Source organism: Roseburia sp. 831b, from assembly GCF_001940165.2.
Taxonomy (GTDB): Bacteria; Bacillota; Clostridia; order Lachnospirales; family Lachnospiraceae; genus Roseburia.
Genome location: NZ_CP135162.1, coordinates 1279218 through 1300898, shown reverse-complemented (window position 1 = coordinate 1300898; position 21681 = coordinate 1279218). Strand labels below are relative to the sequence as shown.

General features: G+C 39.9%; 18 protein-coding genes, 1 tRNA gene, 1 other RNA gene, 1 pseudogene and 1 other annotated feature. Of the genes and pseudogenes, 18 read left to right on the top strand and 3 right to left on the bottom strand.

All coding sequences use genetic code 11. The features are described from left to right. Nucleotides 1-77: 77 nt before the first annotated feature. Together BIV16_RS06050 and BIV16_RS06045 are read left to right on the top strand one after the other, a co-directional pair. Nucleotides 78-752: a response regulator transcription factor gene (locus BIV16_RS06050; protein WP_075678685.1), complete on the top strand. Its 675-nt coding sequence runs from the start codon at nucleotides 78-80 to the stop codon at nucleotides 750-752. Continuing rightward, nucleotides 742-2235 (top strand): sensor histidine kinase, encoded by a 1494-nt coding sequence (locus tag BIV16_RS06045; protein ID WP_075678686.1) that lies wholly within the window; start codon nucleotides 742-744, stop codon nucleotides 2233-2235. The genes BIV16_RS06050 and BIV16_RS06045 overlap by 11 nt, the downstream gene beginning before the upstream one ends. A 46-nt stretch (nucleotides 2236-2281) precedes the next feature. On the opposite strand, the gene BIV16_RS06040 is transcribed toward BIV16_RS06045, so the two are convergent. Continuing rightward, entirely contained in the window at nucleotides 2282-3646 is a 1365-nt protein-coding gene (locus BIV16_RS06040) for a citrate/2-methylcitrate synthase (protein WP_075678687.1), read from the bottom strand. A gap of 338 nt (nucleotides 3647-3984) precedes the next feature. Between BIV16_RS06040 and BIV16_RS06035 the strand changes: the two genes are divergently transcribed. From BIV16_RS06035 to BIV16_RS05995, 9 genes are all read left to right on the top strand, one after another. Next, nucleotides 3985-6006, top strand: coding sequence for a methyl-accepting chemotaxis protein (locus BIV16_RS06035; protein ID WP_075678688.1), 2022 nt, complete (start codon nucleotides 3985-3987; stop codon nucleotides 6004-6006). Between the two features lie 19 nt (nucleotides 6007-6025). After that, nucleotides 6026-7372, top strand: coding sequence for an ABC transporter substrate-binding protein (locus tag BIV16_RS06030; protein WP_075678689.1), 1347 nt, complete (start codon nucleotides 6026-6028; stop codon nucleotides 7370-7372). 140 nt (nucleotides 7373-7512) lie between these two features. Beyond that, a non-coding RNA gene (gene ssrS, locus BIV16_RS06025) (6S RNA) lies at nucleotides 7513-7709 on the top strand. A gap of 187 nt (nucleotides 7710-7896) precedes the next feature. After that, entirely contained in the window at nucleotides 7897-10113 is a 2217-nt protein-coding gene (locus BIV16_RS06020) for a SpoIID/LytB domain-containing protein (RefSeq protein WP_075678690.1), read from the top strand. 19 nt (nucleotides 10114-10132) lie between these two features. Beyond that, a complete protein-coding gene (locus BIV16_RS06015) occupies nucleotides 10133-10981 on the top strand; it encodes a YihY/virulence factor BrkB family protein (protein WP_075678691.1) in 849 nt (282 codons plus the stop codon). Nucleotides 10982-11034: 53 nt separating this feature from the next. After that, nucleotides 11035-11290, top strand: a binding site (T-box leader). A gap of 61 nt (nucleotides 11291-11351) precedes the next feature. Then, nucleotides 11352-12371: a phenylalanine--tRNA ligase subunit alpha gene (pheS, locus tag BIV16_RS06010; RefSeq protein WP_075678692.1), complete on the top strand. Its 1020-nt coding sequence runs from the start codon at nucleotides 11352-11354 to the stop codon at nucleotides 12369-12371. Nucleotides 12372-12385: 14 nt separating this feature from the next. Beyond that, the gene (pheT, locus tag BIV16_RS06005; protein WP_075678693.1) at nucleotides 12386-14803 is read left to right on the top strand and encodes a phenylalanine--tRNA ligase subunit beta; all 2418 of its coding nucleotides are present in this window, start codon (nucleotides 12386-12388) and stop codon (nucleotides 14801-14803) included. A gap of 161 nt (nucleotides 14804-14964) precedes the next feature. Further along, nucleotides 14965-15996, top strand: a complete 1032-nt coding sequence (gene queA / locus BIV16_RS06000) for a tRNA preQ1(34) S-adenosylmethionine ribosyltransferase-isomerase QueA (RefSeq protein ID WP_075678694.1) — start codon at nucleotides 14965-14967, stop codon at nucleotides 15994-15996. Nucleotides 15997-16090: 94 nt separating this feature from the next. Then, nucleotides 16091-16429 (top strand): PilZ domain-containing protein, encoded by a 339-nt coding sequence (locus BIV16_RS05995; RefSeq protein WP_075678695.1) that lies wholly within the window; start codon nucleotides 16091-16093, stop codon nucleotides 16427-16429. A gap of 138 nt (nucleotides 16430-16567) precedes the next feature. On the opposite strand, the gene BIV16_RS05990 is transcribed toward BIV16_RS05995, so the two are convergent. Next, nucleotides 16568-16639 (bottom strand) — tRNA-Glu (locus BIV16_RS05990). Nucleotides 16640-16817: 178 nt separating this feature from the next. Between BIV16_RS05990 and BIV16_RS05985 the strand changes: the two genes are divergently transcribed. Together BIV16_RS05985 and BIV16_RS05980 are read left to right on the top strand one after the other, a co-directional pair. Further along, entirely contained in the window at nucleotides 16818-16952 is a 135-nt protein-coding gene (locus BIV16_RS05985) for a hypothetical protein (RefSeq protein ID WP_278335596.1), read from the top strand. 108 nt (nucleotides 16953-17060) lie between these two features. After that, nucleotides 17061-17291, top strand: coding sequence for a hypothetical protein (locus BIV16_RS05980; RefSeq protein WP_075678696.1), 231 nt, complete (start codon nucleotides 17061-17063; stop codon nucleotides 17289-17291). 231 nt (nucleotides 17292-17522) lie between these two features. Here the strand turns inward: BIV16_RS05980 and BIV16_RS05975 are convergent. Further along, nucleotides 17523-18900: pseudogene (locus BIV16_RS05975) on the bottom strand (transposase). Here BIV16_RS05975 and BIV16_RS05970 point away from each other — a divergent pair. The 5 genes from BIV16_RS05970 (at nucleotide 18889) to BIV16_RS05950 (ending at nucleotide 21459) form a co-directional block, all read left to right on the top strand. Then, nucleotides 18889-19179, top strand: a complete 291-nt coding sequence (locus BIV16_RS05970; protein WP_159435904.1) for a hypothetical protein — start codon at nucleotides 18889-18891, stop codon at nucleotides 19177-19179. The pseudogene BIV16_RS05975 and the gene BIV16_RS05970 overlap by 12 nt on opposite strands. Further along, nucleotides 19103-19414, top strand: a complete 312-nt coding sequence (locus BIV16_RS05965; protein ID WP_075678698.1) for a TIGR04197 family type VII secretion effector — start codon at nucleotides 19103-19105, stop codon at nucleotides 19412-19414. The genes BIV16_RS05970 and BIV16_RS05965 overlap by 77 nt, the downstream gene beginning before the upstream one ends. A gap of 12 nt (nucleotides 19415-19426) precedes the next feature. After that, complete coding sequence (locus tag BIV16_RS05960) at nucleotides 19427-19816, top strand: hypothetical protein (protein ID WP_075678699.1); 390 nt, start codon at nucleotides 19427-19429, stop codon at nucleotides 19814-19816. A gap of 80 nt (nucleotides 19817-19896) precedes the next feature. Next, nucleotides 19897-21000, top strand: a complete 1104-nt coding sequence (locus BIV16_RS05955; protein WP_143524678.1) for a hypothetical protein — start codon at nucleotides 19897-19899, stop codon at nucleotides 20998-21000. A gap of 12 nt (nucleotides 21001-21012) precedes the next feature. After that, nucleotides 21013-21459: a hypothetical protein gene (locus tag BIV16_RS05950; protein WP_075678701.1), complete on the top strand. Its 447-nt coding sequence runs from the start codon at nucleotides 21013-21015 to the stop codon at nucleotides 21457-21459. The last annotated feature ends 222 nt before the right edge of the window (nucleotides 21460-21681 follow it).

The following is a 21681-nucleotide window of genomic DNA, read 5'->3' as shown; positions in this document are numbered from 1 at the left end:
TCAGAAGGCATTCACATACCTGTCACATTCATTTTTTATCCTAGAATCCGAAGAAAGAGAACAGGAGAAGATGAGTTATGGAGAGAATTTTAGTTGTAGATGATGAAGAAAAAATCTGCGCAATTATCCGTAAATATGCAGAATTTGAAGGATATGAGGTCAAGGAGGCACACGATGGCATGGAAGCGGTCGAAATCTGTAAAAAAGAGGATTTCGATGTCATCATTTTAGATGTCATGATGCCGGAACTGGATGGATTTTCCACCTGCAAAGAGATTCGTAAATACAAGAAAATCCCGGTCATTATGTTATCGGCAAGAGGTGAGGAATATGACAAGATTCATGGTTTTGAACTTGGAATTGACGATTATGTGGTAAAGCCTTTTTCTCCAAGAGAACTGATGATGCGCGTGAAAGTAGTTATCAGCAGAAACAAACGGGAAGAGGACACAAAGCAGCATGAGGTGTTCCAGAAAGAAGGACTGCAGGTTGATTTTACCGGACGTACCGTGACCGTAGACGGAAAACGGGTGGATATGTCACCAAAGGAGTACGACTTGCTGTTTTATCTGGTCAGAAACCGTAACATTGCCTTACAGCGTGAAAAATTAATCACAGAGGTCTGGGGATATGATTATTACGGAGACGACAGAACGCTAGATACCCATATCAAATTACTGCGCAGCAGTCTGGGAGAATACCGTAAATTTTTAGTGACACTTCGAGGAGTAGGATACCGTTTTGAAGCATGAAAAGATAAGTATTAAGTGGAAGATTTTTTTATATTTGTTAGGGTTTACCGCAATTTTACTGCTGGTGATGTGGTTACTTCAGATTTGTTATCTGGACTTTTTTTATAAGATGATTAAGACTGGAGAGGCAGAGCAGGTAATCTCAGAGACGATTGCACTGTTACAGTCGGACGAGGAAGATGTCCAGTCACAGATTGATATGCTTGCCGCAGAAAATAACATGGCAATTTATGTCACGGATACCCAGGGAAATGAAGTTTATTCTGCGGAATATATTTCAACTACAAGATTAGGTACAATGCCGTCGGAAGATTTCTGGAATTATTACGAGAATGCAAAAGAGAATCAGGGCTCGGCAAAGATTGAGTTCAAGGGCGATAAAAACATGGCAGATATGGAAAAGATGCAAAAGCCAGCTGTGTCGCCAGATAATCCGCAGTTCATGCAAAATCACGGTCAGGATATGATGGAGAGCGTGATTTATGTGAACATTATTAACGACGGCACAAGAGACCTTGTTGTATTTGTCAATACACAGCTGACACCTGTGGATGCGACTGTACATACGCTTCGTGTAGAACTTGTCTGCATTACGGTGATTATGATTGTTTTATCGCTTCTGATTGCATTGCTGATTTCAAGAAAAATATCAAAATCGATGATTCGCATCAATGATACAGCAAAGGAGATGGCAAAAGGAAAGTTTGATGTTGTCTTTGATGAGAAAGATTACAAAGAGATTGCGGAGCTTTCCACTACACTGACGCAGACTGCAAAAGAACTTGACAAAAATGAAAACCTTCGAAGAGAACTGATTGCAAATGTCTCACACGATTTGCGGACACCGCTTACCATGATTATCGCTTACGCGGAGGTGATGCGGGATTTGCCGGGTGAGAACACACCGGAAAATGTCCAGGTCGTTATTGATGAGTCAAAACGGCTTACCAATTTAGTCAATGATATGCTCGATATTTCTAAATTGCAGGCCGGAGTCATGGAGAAAAATGCAACGGAGTATAATCTGACCGAGAGTATTCATGCCGTGTTAGAGCGCTACAACAAATTAAAAGAACAGGATGGATACGTAATCGATTTCGAGTACCAGGAAGAGGTGTTTGTCGAGGCGGATGAATTCAAGATTTTCCAGGTAATTTATAACCTCGTAAACAATGCAATCAACTATACCGGTGCAGATAAGACAGTGCGGGTGATTCAAAAGGTCTCGGATGGAAAGGTAAGAATCGAAGTATCAGACAGCGGAGAGGGAATCGCAAAAGATGCCCTGCCATATGTGTGGGATCGTTATTATAAGGTTGATAAGACACACAAACGTTCCGTGATGGGAACCGGACTTGGATTGTCCATTGTAAAAAACATATTGGAGCTGCATCAGGCGGAATACGGAGTGGAGAGTGAAGTTGGAGAGGGCTCTACGTTCTGGTTTTCCCTTCCTGTAACAGAAAAAAAGATTTGTCCGTAATGTGACAAATCTTTTTTTCGTGCAATAATCATTTTTTGTTCAATTTTTAACGATCCTGCATTGGAATGTATGTCTTGTGCTCGCCAACATTCTTGTAGGCAGGACGCATAATTTTGCCATTATGGGCAACTTCTTCCAGACGATGGGCACTCCAGCCGGAGATACGTGCAATTGCAAAGATTGGAGTGTATAATTCCACCGGAAGACCTAACATGCTGTAAGCAAATCCGCTGTAAAAATCGACGTTTGGACTAACACCCTTATAGATTTTACGTTCTTTTGCAATAATTTCCGGAGCAAGGCGTTCCACACAGGAATAAAGTGCAAATTCTTTTTCATAGCCTTTTTCAGCGGAAAGTTTCTGCACAAAGGAACGGAAGATTTCTGCTCGTGGATCTGACAGGGAATAAACAGCATGCCCCATACCATAGATAAGACCGGCATGGTCAAATGCTTCCTTGTGCAAAAGAGCAGTCAGGTAACGTGCAATTTCGTCCTCGTCCGACCAGTCACTGATGTTGGCTTTCATGTCTTCAAACATTTTTACGACTTTGATATTGGCACCACCGTGTTTTGGACCTTTCAGGGAACCTAAGGATGCTGCGATTGCAGAATAAGTATCGGTTCCGGAAGAGGAGACTAAGTGTGTGGTGAAAGTCGAGTTGTTACCACCACCGTGTTCCATATGTAGAATCAGTGCGATGTCTAATAATTTCGCCTCCAAAGGACTAAACTGGCTGTCAGCACGCAGAATATGCAAAATGTTTTCTGCGGTCGAATATTCCGGCTTTGGAGAATGGATAAAAAGACTTGCACCGTCATGATAATGCTTGTAAGCCTGATAGCCATAGACCGAAAGAAGTGGGAACAGACTGATAAGCTGTAAACACTGTCTTAATACATTTGGAACAGAAATATCGTCCGCTTTGTCATCGTAAGAATAAAGTGTTAACACACTTCTTGCGAGTGTATTCATCATATCTTTGCTTGGAGCCTTCATAATAATATCCCGAACAAAACTTGTTGGAAGGGTACGATATTGGCTAAGCATTTTTGTGAATTCCGATAACTCTTCCTGGGTAGGGAGTTTCCCAAATAATAATAAATAGGTACATTCTTCAAAACCAAAATGATTATCCTCTGAAATTCCGTTGATGATATCTTTTACGTTATACCCTCTGTAATACAGTTCACCATGCATTGGAACCGTCTTACCATCTACAACCTTGGATGCACAGACGTCTGAAATCTCAGTCAGACCGACAAGAACACCCTTTCCGTTTAAGTCACGAAGCCCGCGCTTTACGTCATATTTTGTGTAGAGGTCAGGATCAATCACGGCACAGCTTTTGCAGAATTCAGATAGATGTAGTAACTCAGGTGTCACCTCTGAAAATGGATTTGTAGTCACTCATAACCCTCCTTTTACTCAACGTTTTTATATCATATCATAATTTTACACTTTAGCACAAGAAAATTGTAGAGAATGAAAGGAAAAATTCATAATTTTTAGATTTAATTTATAAAATGTATGACAAAAGTACTAGATATAAGTAAGAAAAAAGATTGAGAATGTGTCAGTGTCCTTACTTTTCCAAAATTAGGGTGAAAATAGGAGAAATAAGGCTGAATATGTCTGAAAAACAGGTGCCCATCGATTGAGAAGAAAAAATGGACTTGGTATAATAGAGGTATCAAGCAAACATAGGAGAAGAGAGCATTGCAAATGTTTTTTTCGAAGGAGGGTATATGAAACGAAACATCAATTTCCAAAGCATCAGGGCAAAAATGCTGCTTGCATTGTTACTCCCGGTATGTCTGATGATTGTGCTAGGAGTCATTGCGTATGATATGGCATATTCGAGCATTGTGAAAACATTCACAGAGTCGGCAGAGCAGTCGGTGAGTATGACGTCAGATTATATGAATTTTGGATTAGATAAGGTAACCGATACTGCTGTTGATTATCTGGTAAATGAGGATATCGAAAAGTATTTTACTAATAAGATGGGTAACTCAGAAGCGACAACCTATCAGTCGGATTTACAAAACGATTTTGTGTCAAAGACCGATACGGATTCCTTTATCAGTGGAATCTATATTTTAGGAGACGACGGCTACTCAATTTCAACCTCACAGAAGTCCAGCAAGGGACTTTATGGGGAGTTCGCGAAGACCACACAGGGAAAAGAAGCGGTAGAAGGCGGATATAGCTGGTGCGGAAACAGCAGCGAGTTAGACGATATGTTAGAGGTATCATCCGATTCCTACATTCTTAGAATGGCAAAAAAATACTACAAAAACGATATCATGCTGGTTATGGATATTGACAAAACCGCAATTGTCGATATTTTACAAGGACTTGATTTAGGGGACGGAAGCCTTGTTTCCTTTGTGACAAAGGATGACAGGGAAATTGGAAAAGATGGCTCGGAGGACGCTGTTTTTACCGGAACAAAGTTTTATCAGATGGCAAAGGAAAGCGATTTGGACAGTGGATACATTGAAAACGTTTCCTATAACGGTTCAGACTATATGTTCCTCTATGCAAAAGTGCAGCAGGCGGATGCCCTACTTTGTGTGCTTGTGCCAAATAAAGTAATCTTTTCAAGAGTGGCATCCATCCGTTATCTGATTGCCGGATTTGTTGTGATTGCAGCAGTATTATCGGCACTGATTGGCTGGATTATTGTAAATGGCGTAAACAAATCCATCCGCAAGCTGGTAGGCACGTTTGAAAAACTTTCAACCGGTGACTTTACCGCCCAGATTGAGAAAATGTCAAACGACGAGCTAGGCACCTTAAACCGTCATGTTGGAAATATGATTGAAAGTGTCCGTAAACTGATTGGCAATGTGGATGTTGTGGAGGATAAGGTCGTAGAATCGATGGATCACATCAACAGTGCAACGACAAATATGGCAGATACCTCATTGGAAATCAGAGATTCCGTGAATGAAATGGGAGAACGGTTTAACAAACAGGTTGCCGGTACAGAACGCTGCTCCGGCGTCATGAGTAATCTTTCTGAGGAGATTCAGATGGTGAAAGACTACACGGATGTCATCAACCAGGTGGCAGAACAGACACAGAATTCCATCGGTGAGAGCCAGGAACAGCTTAGGGCATTACAGCATCGTTCAACGGAAAGTATCAACATGAATATGGAAGTTGTAAGAATCATCAATGACTTAAATAAGAGCATTACCGATATTGAAAATATCATCGGCGTTGTCAATGAGATTGCAGGACAGACCAAACTGCTGGCATTAAATGCATCCATTGAAGCTGCAAGAGCAGGAGAGATGGGAAAAGGTTTCGCAGTTGTTGCAGAAGAGGTTGGAACATTAGCGGAACAGTCTACCAAATCAACAGCGGATATCAACGAGATTGTAGCGCAGATTAAAGGTAAAATTTTAGATGCAGTGAATCAGTCTGCAAAGACCAAAGATGTGATTGCTTTGCAGGAAGAAGCGTTGGCAAATACCGCAGAAGGATTTAATTCCATGAAGCAGGATATGGAAGTGCTGATGGAGAAGTTTACGACCATTTCAGAAAAAGTAAACGACATGGAAAATGAGAAAAATGCATCCGTAGAGAGCATAGAAGAGATTGCTCTTATGGTAAATGATAACGTTGATTCGATGAAAGAAATGATAGAAAGAATCAACAAACAGACCGATATGGCGGTCGACATGAGTAAGCTCTCCCAGGAAGTAAAAGAGGACATGGATCAGATGGATCAGTCCATTAACCAGTTTAAGATATAAGGCTTAGGAGGGACAGAAAATGAGAAGGAAAACAATCAGCAGAATAACAGGAATCGCGTTAACAGCTATGATGATGGTGTCAGCAGCGGGATGTGCGAAAAGCAGTAGTTATGAGATAAAAACAACCAGAAATGAGGCAGAAGAAAGTGTGGAGGATGATACGCAGAATACCGGGACTACACTTACTGTCTGGTGCTGGGACCCGGCATTTAATATCTCCGCAATGAATACAGCAGGAGAAATCTATGCAAAAGACCACCCGGATGTTTCGTTGAATGTCGTACAGGTGGAGGCATCTGACATTATCCAGAAGATGTCTACCGCAATTAAATCTGGAAAAGAAGAGGATTTGCCGGATATTCTTTTGATGAAAGACAGTAATTTAAGTGAAAATTTAGATTATTACGACGGTGTATTTGCGGATTTGACGGATAGTGGAATTGATTATTCCCAGTTTGCTTCTTATAAGGCAAATATGGGTATCTATCAGGGAAAGCATTATACCGTTCCGTTTGACAGCGGTGCTGCAATTCTTTGCTTAAGACAGGATATTATAGAAAAAGCCGGATATACCGTAGACGATTTTACCGATATTACATGGTCCCGTTTTATTGAGATTGGAATGGATGTAAAGGCAAAGACCGGATATCCGATGTTAAGCTGTCAGAGTGGTTCATCTGATTTCTTAATGTTGATGGTACAGAGTGCAGGCTCCTGGCTTTCTAAGGACGGAAGAGCCTATATCTACGACAATCAGGCGCTCCGTGAGGCAATGGTGACCTATAAACAGTTGTTGGATTCCGGTGTTTTGGTAGAGGAAAATAACTGGGATGCATACACAGGTTCTATCAATGACGGAGAAGTTGCAGGTGCCATGAATGGCTGCTGGATTACCTCCACCATTATGGCAGCGGAAGATCAGTCAGGCTTATGGAGAATGACGAATATTCCAAGACTCGACCAGGTTGAAAATGCAGTGAATTACAGTAACAGCGGCGGCTCAAGCTGGCTGATTATTGATTCTTCCAAAAACAAAGATGTTGCGATTGATTTTATGAAATCAACATTTGGAAGCAATGTAGATTTTTACAGTGAGATTTTACCAACTTCCGGTGCGCTTGCAACCTATCTGCCGGCAAGTCAGAGCGATGCATATCAGCAGCCACAGGAATTTTTTGGAAATGAACCAATTTATGCCAAAATCTCAGAATTTACCGGGCATGTTCCATCGATTGAGGTAGATAATAAAAATGCAACGGTTTATGACAGAGCGAGTATTTATCTGATTGACTATGTGGGAGGTGCAGACCTTGATACGGTCTTAAGCCAGTACCAGCAGGAAATGGATGAACTGTATGCGCAGTAAGAAAAAATCCTGTTTGCAGTAAAAAAGTTTCACAAAAATCTGGAAATGTCAAGATAGCAAAATGATAGAAAAATAAGCAGAAATTCCCACGATTTTTTCATTGTAAATCTGCACATATTAAAGTATAATAATTTTAAAGAAAAAGCCTGGGATGTGCGATACCCCTACAATTTTGAACCTACATTTACTTTTATGGGATTCCTATTATGAGCAATTGGATGTCAGGCCACCAGTACCTCGGCGTACGCGAGCAGTGGAAGGCAGAAGGTTGACTGCGGACACCCACCTAGCATTCGCTAGGAGTCAAAATCGTAGGAAACGGCATTTTGGGTCCATACGAAAGAACAATAAGATACCGAAAGAGTAGAAGCAATGCAGATTGCTTTGAGGTACCAAAGAGTTCAAAGCGACGTATGATAAAAGAAGAAAGATACGAATGAGTAGAAGCTGCTTTCGAAGAAAGCAGCTTCTTTTTCAAATTGAAAAAGAAGTGCATCAAAACCAAAAGAAATGAGACATAATGAATGAAGAAGAGAATTTATATAATTGTAGTGGGAATATTTCTGGTATGTAGTGTGATTTTACTTATGTTACATTTGCAAAAAAAGACCTATCACCTAGCATCTTATGATGATACGATCGTTTCTATAAAAGAAGTGTCAAACGAACTGACGTTTGCAATGTATACCGGGGAAGAATGGGATACTTTTTTTCAAGCGGAGAAAAAGGACGTCCTGACATACGATACACTTGCAAGATTGCTCGAACATCTGGGAGTGTCTTCTTATATTGATATAAAGCATGAAAATTCCAAAAAGGCAGTGGAAAGAGCGGAATGGAATGAGGTTTACCGGCAGATTCTGGATTTTTTAGATACTGATAAAACGGTTTTGGAACAAAATTTTTTCCTGCTTGAGACGATGGACAGTAAGGATGGATGCATCCTAATGACCAATGAAGGGGATTATGAATTTGCACAGAAAAAAGATTTTTTAAATTGCTGGAATGCTTACACAGGTTTCTTTCTGGATGGAAAATGCATTGGAATTGCCTCAAAATCTGATGAGGCATCTTACATAAAAAATGTATATGTAAAAAGCTATAAAAATCAGAAACTTTCTTTTTTGTATGGTGGTTCTGACTATGAGGTCACGGTGCCAAAGATGGAAGAAGAAACGCCAGGAGTCTGTGATTTGGAGTGGAAGGGAGGAACCCTGTCAAAGATTTCGAAAAAGGAAGATACCATCGAGGGAGAACTTTTATCTTATGATGAGAACGAGATTGAAATCAAAGATTATGGCAGGATTTCACACGATGGAAAGCTTCCGGTCTATAAGGTGTATGGAGAGGTGGAAGAAAAATCACTTTCCGATATTATTCTTGGCAATATGAAGGCAGAGTATGTGGTGTCGGGGGATGAAATCTGTGCGGTACTTTTAAGTGCGCCGGCCCAGATTGAAAAGATTCGAGTCCTGTTGTTGGCGGAGGATAGTACGCCAAACCGCCCTTCGGTTTTCTTAAAAGCATCTTCGGATTGCAGCGTTACCTGCCAGAGTACAAAGGAAAATCTTGCTGCCGGAACAGTTGTATCGGCAGAGGACTGGAAGTTAAGGGAGAGTGGTGCAACACTTTGCATAGAACCACTGGACCAAAATACAACGATTTCACTTTGCGATGCAAATGGGAACGAGATTTCCAACCCATATCAGGGCAGAATTGAGGTTCGTGGTACCGAGAATGGATTTACAATTGTAAATGAATTGCCGTTAGAGCAGTATCTATATGCAGTTGTTCCAAGTGAAATGCCATCCAGCTTTGAAAAACAGGCACTTTGCGCCCAGGCAGTCTGTGCAAGAAGCTATGCCTATATGCAGCTTATGAGAGCTGATTATGCGTCTTATGGTGCCCATATAGATGACAGTACGTCCTATCAGGTTTACAACAAATCACCGAAAACCGAACAATCGGTGGAGGCGGTAGATGCAACCACAGGACAGGTGATTCTGTATCAGGGAAATGTGGCGGAGGCATACTATTTTTCAACCTCGTGCGGTTATACCGATGATATTCTGGTATGGAATCGCGAGGATGATGGAACTTATGGGTATCTTAGAAAAAATTGTTTGAATAAGACGAATGATGTGGGAGATTTATCGGAGGAAGAAACATTCCGCAACTACATTCGTAGTTCTGCTACCGGATATGACAGTGAGATAAAATTTTTCCGTTGGAGGGCGGAAGCCTCTTTTTCAGGAAAAGAGGCAGAGCTTTTTTCTGTGCTAAAAACAAGAAAAAGTGTTGCACCTGAGAATATTCTCTATTATAATTCGGATGGTGTGACGGAACGGGAAAACCTGGATGAAATCGGTTCCCTGCAATCCGTTGTCACAACGCAAAGAAGCAGTTCCGGTTCCATTCTATGCTTGCGTCTTACGTTTGAACATGGTATTGTGGATGTTAAAACAGAGTATAACATTCGAAGAATTCTTGGAGTCGGTCTTAACAAAATTGCATTTGCGGATGAAAGTGAAAGTCAGATGACGATTCTGCCAAGTGCATTTTGCGCTGTGATTCCGGTGGAAGACGGAAGTTATGTCATTTACGGGGGAGGCTATGGACACGGTCTTGGCATGAGCCAGAACGGTGCGAATGGTCTTGCAAAAGAGGGAAAAACGTATCAGGAGATTTTGAACTTTTTCTATCAAAATATAGAACTGGCGAATATTTACGATACGGAATAAGATAAAGTAGGAAACGTTTATGATTTGGAAAATTATAGGAAATGTTGTGTCCTTTTTGGATAAATGTAAGAGAGATAAAATAAATGCATATTCTGCGCAGTCTGCATTTTTCATTTTGTTGTCGGCAATTCCGTTTTTGATGGTGTTTTCATCTTTATTGCGTTATACGTCGATATCAGAGTCGTATATTTTAGAGATGGTCAACCGTCTGATGCCAGAATATGTGGCACCGTTTGTGGTATCCATCTTGGATGAGGTGTACAACAGGTCGTTTGGTATCATTTCTGTGACGGCAATCATCGCCATCTGGTCGGCGGCAAAGGGCGTTCAGTATATGACGGATGGACTGAATTCCTGCAATGATTTAGATGAGACGAGAAACTGGGTCATTTTGCGTTTGTGGGCAGTTGTATACACGGTTATCTTTTTGATTGCCATTATTTTCATTCTGGTTGTCTTAGTCTTTGGTAATTCATTAAAACAGCTTGCAACGGAATATCTGCCAATTTTAACGCATCTTGCGAAGCTGATTTCCACATTTCGAGGACTTATCATGCTTGCAATCTTAATCCTGTTTTTCGATGTGATTTTCACCAAACTTCCGAACAAGAAACTGACTTTTAAAAGCCAGCTTCCGGGGGCTGTTATCTGTGCAGTGGCATGGTATGTTTTTTCCTTTGGAGTATCTATTTACGTCGATTATTTCAATGGATTTTCCATGTATGGAAGTTTAACGACAATCGCACTTATTATGTTATGGCTTTATTTTTGTATGTATATCATGATGATGTGCGCAGAGGTGAATGTGGTATTTAATGACAGTTTTTCCAAATGGTTAAAGCGTGATAAGAGCAAAAAAAAGGCTTGATGTTTTAAAAAGCTTGTGCTAGAATACATTTAGTTTAAAATTAACGCAATAAAGTAAAGGCTGTGAATGTGTTAAGTAGTGCACTATACTTTTTTCAGAGAGAGCGAGTCACCGGCTGAAAGCTTGCTTAAGGTAAGGTAGGAATCGAATTTCGCACAGGAGCTTCTTAGAGGAACAGGAAGAGAATTTATATTCTTGGAATCAGTATTTTAAGACGGAATACACGTTACGTATAATGAAGTGTTTTTGCCAGAGTAGTTAGGATGGCAGAAGAATCAGGGTGGTACCGCGGAATAGTTCGTCCCTATGGAGGAATTATTGCCGCGATTTTTTTATGTCAATATTGCTATATTTTTAAAGGAGATATCTTATGAAAGAGAAATTGCAGAAAATTAAAGAAGAAGCAATTCGTCAGATTGAACAGTCAAAAGACCTGTCAAAGCTTAACGATGTGCGTGTTGCTGTTCTTGGAAAAAAAGGTGAGTTAACCGCAGTTTTAAAGGGAATGAAAGATGTAAGCCCGGAGGAGCGTCCATTGGTGGGACAGCTTGTAAATGAGACAAGAGAAAGCATCGAGAAAATTTTAGAAGAGACAAAAGCAAAATTAGAGGCAGCAGAGTTAGAGGCAAGATTAAAACATGAAGTGATTGATGTTACTTTACCAGCGAAAAAGAACTTGGTAGGTCATCGCCATCCAAATACCATCGTTCTGGATGAAGTAGAACGAATCTTTACTGGAATGGGCTATGAAGTCGTAGAAGGACCTGAAGTAGAATATGATTACTACAACTTTGAGGCACTTAATATTCCGGCGAACCATCCTGCAAAAGACGAACAGGATACCTTCTATATCAACGACAAGATTGTGCTTCGTACCCAGACATCACCGGTACAGGTTCGTACCATGGAAAAAGGAAAACTTCCAATCAGAATGCTTGCACCAGGTAGAGTATTCCGTTCTGATGAGGTAGATGCAACACATTCTCCTTCTTTCCATCAGATTGAAGGTATGGTTATCGACAAACATATCACATTTGCAGATTTAAAGGGAACTTTAGCAGAATTTGCAAAACAGTTATTTGGAAAAGATACCAAAGTTAAATTCAGACCACATCATTTCCCATTTACAGAACCAAGTGCTGAGATGGACGTTACCTGCTTTAAATGTGGTGGAAAAGGATGCCGTTTCTGTAAAGGAGAGGGCTGGATTGAAATCTTAGGATGTGGAATGGTTCATCCAAAAGTACTTCGTATGAGTGGAATTGATCCGGAAGAATATTCAGGATTTGCATTCGGTATCGGATTAGAGCGTATTACATTGTTGAAATATGAAATTGATGATATGCGTTTGTTATACGAAAATGACGACAGATTTTTGAAACAGTTCTAATAAAGGAGAATATTATGAATACATCATTAAATTGGATAAAAGATTTAGTGCCTGGGCTTACATGTACGCCACAGGAATATATGGATGCCATGACATTGTCAGGTTCCAAAGTAGAAGGCTATGAATGCCTGGATGCTGATTTGGAGAAGATTGTAATCGGTCAGGTAGAAAAGATTGAGAAACATCCGGATGCAGATAAACTTGTCATTTGTCAGGTAAACGTTGGAAATGAGACCATTCAGATTGTAACAGGTGCTCCAAATGTGACAGAAGGTGCAAAAGTTCCGGTTGTTTTAGATGGCGGAAGAGTTGCCGGTGGTCATGATGGAGAAAAAGTTGCCGGTGGCATTAAAATCAAAAAAGGAAAATTGCGTGGAATTGAGTCAAACGGAATGATGTGCTCCATCGAAGAGCTTGGTTCAACAAGAGACATGTTCCCACTTGCACCGGAAAATGGTCTTTATATTTTGCCGGAAGATGCTCCGGTAGGAGAAAGCGCAATTACTTATCTTGGTCTGGATGATGCGGTTGTAGAATATGAAATCACATCAAACCGTGTAGACTGTTTCGCAGTACTTGGAATTGCAAGAGAAGCTGCAGCAACTTTTGGAAAAGAATTTGTTCCGCCAGTTGTAACCGAGACAGGAAATAACGAGGATGTCAATGATTACATCAAAGTAAGCGTAAAAGCTGCAGATTTATGCTCCCGCTATACAGCAAGAGTTGTAAAAAATATTAAAATTGCACCATCACCGGAATGGATGCAGAAAAGACTCCGTTCCCAGGGAATCCGTCCAATCAACAATATCGTTGATATCACAAACTATGTGATGGAAGAGTATGGCCAGCCAATGCATGCTTATGATCTTGACACCATTGAGGGAAGAGAGATTGTTGTAAGAAGAGCGAAAAAAGACGAAAAATTCGTGACATTAGATGGTCAGGAAAGAGTGATGGATGACTCTGTACTTATGATTTGTGATGGCGCAAAAGCAGTTGGTATTGCAGGTATCATGGGTGGTGAAAATTCCATGATTACAGACGATGTTACCACAATGCTTTTTGAAGCAGCATGCTTTGATGGAACCAACATTCGTCTTTCCAGCAAAAAGATTGGTCTTCGTACAGATGCGTCTTCTAAATTTGAAAAAGGCTTAGATCCAAACAATGCCATTGAAGCGATGAACCGTGCCTGCCAGTTAGTCGAAGAACTTGGTGCCGGTGAGGTAGTTGGTGGTGTTGTAGATATTTATCCAGTGAAAAAAGAAGGAACAAGAATTCCATTTGAGCCAGATAAGTATAACCACTTACTTGGAACCGATATCGACGATGCAACTATGTTAGAGTACTTTAAGAAAATTGACCTTGGTTATGATGAAGAGAACAACGAGATTGTAGTTCCATCCTGGAGACAGGACTTAGAGTGTGATGCAGATATCGCAGAAGAAGTTGCAAGATTCTACGGATATGATAAGATTCCAACTTCTCTTCCAAGTGGAGAAGCAACAACAGGATTCATTCCATTTAAAATGAGAGTGGAAGGAATTGCAAGAGATATTGCTGAGTTCTGTGGATTCTCCCAGGGTATGACTTATTCTTTTGAAAGTCCAAAGGTATATGACAAGTTGTTAATTCCTGCAGATTCAAAATTAAGAGAGGCAGTTGTCATCAGCAACCCATTGGGTGAAGATTTCTCTATCATGAGAACGACATCTTTAAACGGAATGCTGACATCCCTTTCTACTAACTTTAACCGTAGAAATAAAGATGTTCGTCTGTATGAATTAGGAAATATTTATCTTCCAAAACAGCTTCCGGTCACAGAACTTCCAGAAGAAAGAATGCAGTTTACACTTGGTATGTACGGTGAGGGCGATTTCTATACCATGAAAGGTGTGGTAGAAGAATTCTTATACAAAGTAGGAATGAGAGCAAAACCAGAGTATGATCCAAATGCAGGAAAATCCTTCCTTCATCCGGGACGTCAGGCAAATATCATTTACGATGGAACGGTAATCGGATATTTAGGTGAGGTTCATCCGGTTGTTGCTGCAAATTATGCAATCAAAGAACGTGTTTATATCGCTGTCATTGATATGCCGGAAATCGTTGCAAGAGCAAGCTTTGACCGCAAATACGAAGGAATTGCAAAATTCCCTGCTGCAACGAGAGATATTTCCATGGTGGTTCCAAAGAATATTCTTGCCGGAGATATTGAAAAAGTATTCGAGGAAAAAGGCGGAAAGCTTTTAGAGAGCTATACGTTGTTCGATATCTATGAAGGAGCTCAGATTAAGTTAGGATATAAATCAATTGCTTATTCCCTTTCTTTCCGTGCAAAAGACCGTAACTTAGAGGAAGCCGATATTACAGGCGCAATGAATAAGATTGTAAAAGCATTAGAAGAAATGGGAGCAGAACTCCGTAAATAAATTTTCTTGCGAAAACAAATTTTCTTGCGAAACTAAATTTTCTTGCGAAAATTGACAGAATGCCCTATACTATCAGAGGTGTCTGAAAGTATAGGGCATTTTTAGCTTAGTTGCAGTTTGGTGTGCGCCGGGTGCACACTTTTTATATGGAGGAAACACAAATGGATGTAAAAGATTTTGATTATGATTTGCCACAGGAACTGATTGCGCAGGACCCTTTAGAGGATCGTTCCAGTTCCAGATTAATGGTATTAGATAAAACAACCGGAGAGGTTGAACACAAGGTTTTTAAGGATATTGTAGAATATTTGCAGCCGGGTGACTGTCTTGTTATCAATAACACAAAAGTAATTCCGGCAAGATTATATGGTACCAGAGAAGGAAAAACCGGTAAGATAGAGATTCTCCTTTTGAAAAGAAGGGAAAACGATATCTGGGAGACTTTGGTAAAACCTGGAAAGAAATGTAAAATCGGAACCAAACTGGTGTTTGGAGATGGACTTTTGACGGGTGAAATCATTGATATTGTAGAGGAAGGAAATCGTCTGATTCAGTTCCATTATGAAGGAATTTTTGAAGAAATTTTAGATCAGCTTGGACAGATGCCGCTTCCACCTTATATTACACATCAGCTTCAGGATAAGAACCGTTATCAGACTGTTTATGCAAAATATGATGGCTCTGCCGCTGCGCCGACAGCAGGACTTCACTTCACACCGGAACTGTTACAGCAGGTACGTGATATGGGAGTTGAAATCGCTGAGGTTACCCTTCATGTTGGACTTGGAACTTTCCGCCCGGTTAAGGAGACAGATGTGTTAAAACATCATATGCACTCAGAATTTTACCGGATTGAGCAATCCGAGGCAGATAAGATTAACAAGGCAAAAGCAGAGGGACATCGTGTTATTGCGGTTGGTACGACAAGTACAAGAACGCTAGAGTCCGCTGCAAGAGAGGATGGATTCCTAGAGGAAAAGAGTGGCTGGACCGAGATTTTTATTTACCCAGGTTATCAGTTTAAGGTGATTGATGCGTTGATTACAAATTTTCATTTGCCAGAATCCACGCTTGTCATGCTGGTATCAGCACTTGCAGGAAGAGAGCATGTGTTACATGCATACGAAATTGCGGTACAAGAACGTTATCGTTTCTTTAGTTTCGGGGATGCGATGCTGATTATCGATAAGTAATGCTTGTTTTTCACTTTCGCTTGGTATAGAATGATTTCATATTACAAAACGAGAAAATGGATTCCATTTGCAAAAGATGGAAAAAGGAGAGGGCATGGAAGAAAAGAGAAGGCACAAACGATTAGAGCTTGATGTGAACATCCAGCTGGAGAAGTTAAATGAAGATGGTGTCACAACCTTAAAGTATATTCATGTGGATGTGACGGACATTTCAAGAAGTGGTTTGGGATTTTCTGCAAAAAAGGAACTTGAGATTGGAAGTTATTACGATACCAAGATTCAGATTTGGACAAAAGAAGTCGTGGACGCTGTGATTGAGATTGTTCGCAGCGAGAAAAGAGAAGATGGGTATCATTACGGAGCGACTTTCATTGGAATGACGGATACAGATGCATTAAAGATTGATATTTACCAGATTTTTAATGATTTATAAAAAGAAAAGAAGTGGGTATGTTATAAAAGAACATATCTGCTTCTTTTTTTGACACCCGAATCTTGATAATAAAAAAATACTTATCTACCACATGGTAAATAAGCATCTCTTTGGGTTGGGCTGTTAAATTAACAGTAGCAGCTCGTAGGGGAATCGAACCCCTGTTTTCGCCGTGAGAGGGCGACGTCTTAACCGCTTGACCAACGAGCCGTAACACATGACTTAGTATAGCACAGCAAAAATAAAATTGCAAGTACTTTTTGCAAAAAAATAAATTTTTTTATAAAAAAGAAAAATATGCCAAAATACCACGTTACCACAATGATGCGTTGAAATGGAACGAAGAGTATGCTACAATAATAAAAAATTCTAGAAAAGGCGGATTACTATGATAGGACAATGGAGTATTCTTTTGAATGCACAACAAGATATGTTTACAAGTGAGGCAGGACGTTTGTTGGTGATACTCGTAATCTGCCTGATTGCAATAGTTGTTCATATTCAAAGAAAAACAAAAAGATAAAAGCATGGAACAGGTATCGACGAGATTCGACCTATCCCATTATGGTAGTAGATTAAAATGATAAATTGATTATAAAAAGCAGGAAAATATAAACGCAAAGGTTAAGAAATGGAGTTAGATGAGATTGCAGATCAGATGCGCCTGTTGTCACAAGTGATGGAAGAATCAGACTACGATATGAGACAAATGCGCAGGCAGACCGGATTGTTAAGAGAAAGAGCGGGAGTAAATCAAAGGATGCAGGAATTGATTGACAGAAGAGATTCTATTTTATCATCTTTCCAACGGGAAAAGGAATCCTGGCATGATGAAATCAAAGTGCATCTTGGTAATAGGTAATTGCGAAACAAGTTCGCAATCTTGATTGAAAACAAGGATAGAATCCTGCAATGCAGGATTCTTGGAATGGAAGGTGGCAGTCATTCATTTAGGGCATGACAAAAAGGCTTCATAGTTAGTATGAAGCAGAAAAATTTATAAAATCTCAATTTTAAGCAATCAAAGGCTTAAGACTTCGGATGTATTGATGTTGATGAATTTTATCAGCAACGATTACTGTAACAAGTTGAGCTATGCCAGCCAAAAGTAAATCGGCATGAAGCGTTTTTTCGTTCTGGGTTTTACGATTAGCTACGCAAAAGCTGTCTTTAAAGTGGTTAATAGATTTTTCAACGTTTACACGGATTTTATATGTTTCTTCCCATTCGTCTGACCCCCGTTCCACTCCGGGATAGGCACGAAGATTCTTTTCGGGATAAACGTAAATCATTCTTCCACAGGAAGATGTTGTGCAGGGATTATCACAATGGCATACACGGCGTTTTGTTTTATCTGCTTTATTGTATTCCCATTTCATTTTCGGGCAGACAAATTTCATCGTGGGAATTTTGCTTTTTAAGTGTGATTTACTACCTTCTCTTTTCATAGGAAGCGAAGGATCATGAGGACAACAGGGAACACCATTTTCGTTGATGGTATAACCGTTATCTTCCATAGAAAGTTTAACGCGGAGAGGAATAAATGCTTTTTCAAATCCAATTTCACCGAAAAGAGATTTGTAGATTTCAATCGTGTCAAAAGCAGCATCACCAAGAAAAGTCTTAGGGGCGATAAGCGGATGCTTCTGAAAGAAATCAACCAGGACAGGAAGCAGGGCTTTTGAATCGGCAAGAGATTTATCCTCATCAGGAGAGTCAGATTTCTTTTCCACAACGATATCCGGATGAGCCTTTAGGAACTCTTTGTTATAGAAAGTGATATCACGGACAATACCAAGTCCGTTGGTTACAATGCCAAACTTATAGGCGTAACAGAAATGTCCATTAATGTACATCTGCTGGATTGCCTGATTGGAAGCAGCATGCGTAGGCATGGAACCATAAGCAGCCTTATAAGGATCATAGGAATCATCAAGGTTATGGGATTTCTTGAAAGCCTTTAACTGCTTGATAATACGGTTTGCGTATTTTGGATTATTTTCAGTCACCCAGGCTTCAATGCCAGAGGTATCGAAGATGGTCATAGCCGCCAGATGAGGATCAAGTTTTTGGCATATCGGTTCGGTCATATCAACCATGTGAACGAACATAGATTGTAAGTCCATCAGGAAATCCTGTTTAAAACGGGTAAATTTTGAGGCATCAGGAACAACATCAAAGCCACAGAAATCACGTAATTCCTGAGAGTATTTCAAGAAAACGATTAGGAGCATATCAGTCGGGATTGAGAATATACGCTGAATCAGAAAAGCTTTAAGCATTGGATAAAGCTGGTGCTTACGAGGTCTTCCGGTTGAAGCATGAAAATGAGTAACAAAAGAAACAGGAACAATTTCATCAAGGTTAATGGCTTCATCAAGAAGAGAAAGGAACTGGTATTTGTCGTTGTCGAATTTATTTTGGCAATCTTCAAAAACTTCTGCCAAAGAGAGCTGTTTATGTGTTATCATGTAGGTATATCTCCTTTAGGTGGATTGGTTGATAGTTTCTCACAACTCTATTTTACCATAAACCTTGAGGAGATATTTTATTTTAACAACAAAAAAAGCCGTATTTATGCGGCTTTTGGCGTTTCGCAAGCGCCTAATCTTGGTAAAGAAAAAAGGAGACAAGAGGAAAAGGAAGAGCAGAAAAAGCAAGAGGAGACTGAAAATGGCACAGATACAAGTGAATATGGAGGCAGTGGAGCAGAACGCAGAACAGAGCTTTACAATAGCGAGAGATCTTGAACCGAGATACTTATCACATTCTGATACGGAAAGCACGATTCAAGGCGCAGGATATTCAAAAACAGCGTTTGATGTATCGCAAAATCTGATTGATTTACTAGGAGATGCAGTGGAGGCGGAGGATAGAACAATTAAAAATCTGGGGTTACGCTTCAAGGAGCTGGATGAAATGCAGGCTGAACTGTTGGAGGAGAACATGGACAGCAGACCAACATTACGTCCTCTCAACAATTAAAAGGAGCGTGACATGAATTATAATTCAGTAATAAAACCGGATGCAATGATAAGCCAGTGTAATGAAATGCTGCTGATGTTTGAACAGGATAATGACAGTATCCAAACAGTCTGGAATGCATTTCATCAGTTTATCGAGGATTCCGAAATAGAAAGCGAAGCATTCCATGCACTAAAACAGCGTGTGAGCGATTACCTTACCGTTTTACAATCCATGAAAATTGCAAATGAGATGGATATGGAGGACTGCAGGAACTTTTCAAGGCTGATGGAAGCCGTAGGCGGAAATATCATAGGAAGTGATGTTCTGGATGGAAAAGAGGCTGCAAAGCAGGATATGCTAGACCATGATGCATTAGCAGATAAGAATGCGTCATGGTCTAGCATACCAGCAAACCTTTAAAATGGTATTACGAATGTCAGAAAAAATATTATGAAATGCTTGCCGAAAATGATGAAGACATTTACAATGAGTGGAGGCGTATGGAAGAAACTTATGATGAAATAGATGCGGCATCAGCAAATTATTTCATCAGAGGCAATCAGGTTCGTACAATGGCAGAATCGGCATTGCAGGAACTGAAACAACTGTCCATTGATAACAGCAGCACACCGATGAGCAGTGTATGCAGAAATACCTTACAAGGTATCTGTACCATATATGAGGATACTTTTGACAAGGGAAACATATCAGAAAAGGAAAAATACCAGATTAAGAGCTGGATTGAGACAGATTATAAACTGTCGGACGAAGAGCTTGAAGTTGCAAAAGAATACATAGATAAGTATTTTAAAGAAAATAAACAGGCAAATCAACTTTTGAACAGTAAAACAGCGACAGCAGCGGCAACCATAAGAAATCAGATGTCCGTGGAAGAATTCAAGGAATACCAGATGATGGCAGCCTTGTATAATAAGACAAGCAAGTGGAATGGATTCTGGCTTGGCGCAACAGATGCAATTCCGTTTCTGACAGACGTGATAGACTGGAGTGACAGCATGGCCTGTGAGATGGAAGAAAAACAGACTGTGAAGAATGCAACATTAAGCGGTATCATGGAAAATGCAAGATGTCAGAATCCGGTTGCATATGGAAGTGGGTATGCGGCATCGTTAGCAGCACAGACAGCAGCAATCAATGGATTGTTTGAATCTGGAGAAGGGGCAGAGATAGCTAAGTCAGCTGAAGGGCTAGAAAGAGCCGAAACAGCTGAAACGGTAAAAGGGTTAGAAGAAGGTCTGGCTGCAGGGGGCGGCAGTAATTCTGCAAAAGGTTTAATAGGACACGATTTTGAGGATTATCTAACAAACGAAATTGGTGGAAATGGTTCGTTCACTGTTTGTGGACGTGACTTTGATGGTGGTATTGGTAATCGATGGTGGGAGGCTAAATCAGGACAATATTGGGATATGTTAGAGAATAATCCCAATAAGTTAGCTAAATTTAAGTCTGATATGGGAGATAGATTGCGAATTGCCACCCAAAATGAGGCATCATACGAAATATTTTCTAATACACCTATTCCAGATTCAATAAAAACGTGGCTTACAAAAAAGGGAATTCCTTTTACTGAAATTTTAGATTAGGAGAGACGACTTATGGCGAGAGAAGCAATGATAGAACTAAATTGTATATGTGAACAAAGAGACATTACTCTTTTAGTAGATTTGTTGTGTAATGGGGGGTGGACTGTACACAATGAGAAGGGTAATATAGAATATTTACCTATTGGAGATGATGAGGATTTTTGCTGGCAGGAAGATAATATTTCTTATGAGGAACTTAAAAAAATATTAGTGGTGAAACAACAAAAGGGTGAATTAGTTGGAATTCATTTGTTTTATGAGGGTACGTCTCATGGTGTATCACTTTTGGCAAGAAATGTGCAAAAAGTGGTTATTTCAATTGATATTAATCGAAATACAATAGGGGAAGAGAAAAATTCATTGACTAATTTTGAATGGTATTTTTCTAAATTGATTATGATGCTAAATAAAGAGAAATCGCTTTTGTTTTCCTATAAATTTGAAGATTATATTGATTAAGTAGTCGAAGAGAACTATAAAGTGATATCTGCCATTTCATTAACAAGAAAAAGAAACAACGGTCAAGAAAATACAGAATAAATTTGCATTGCCAAATACACCTAAATATATTTGTGATGTAAATCTAGAGGCTGGGACATGATTAAGAACTGGTGAAGCTAATCCATTATTTGGGTTTGACCAATAGGAGATTGATTATGGGTAGAAAAAATGAAATTAATT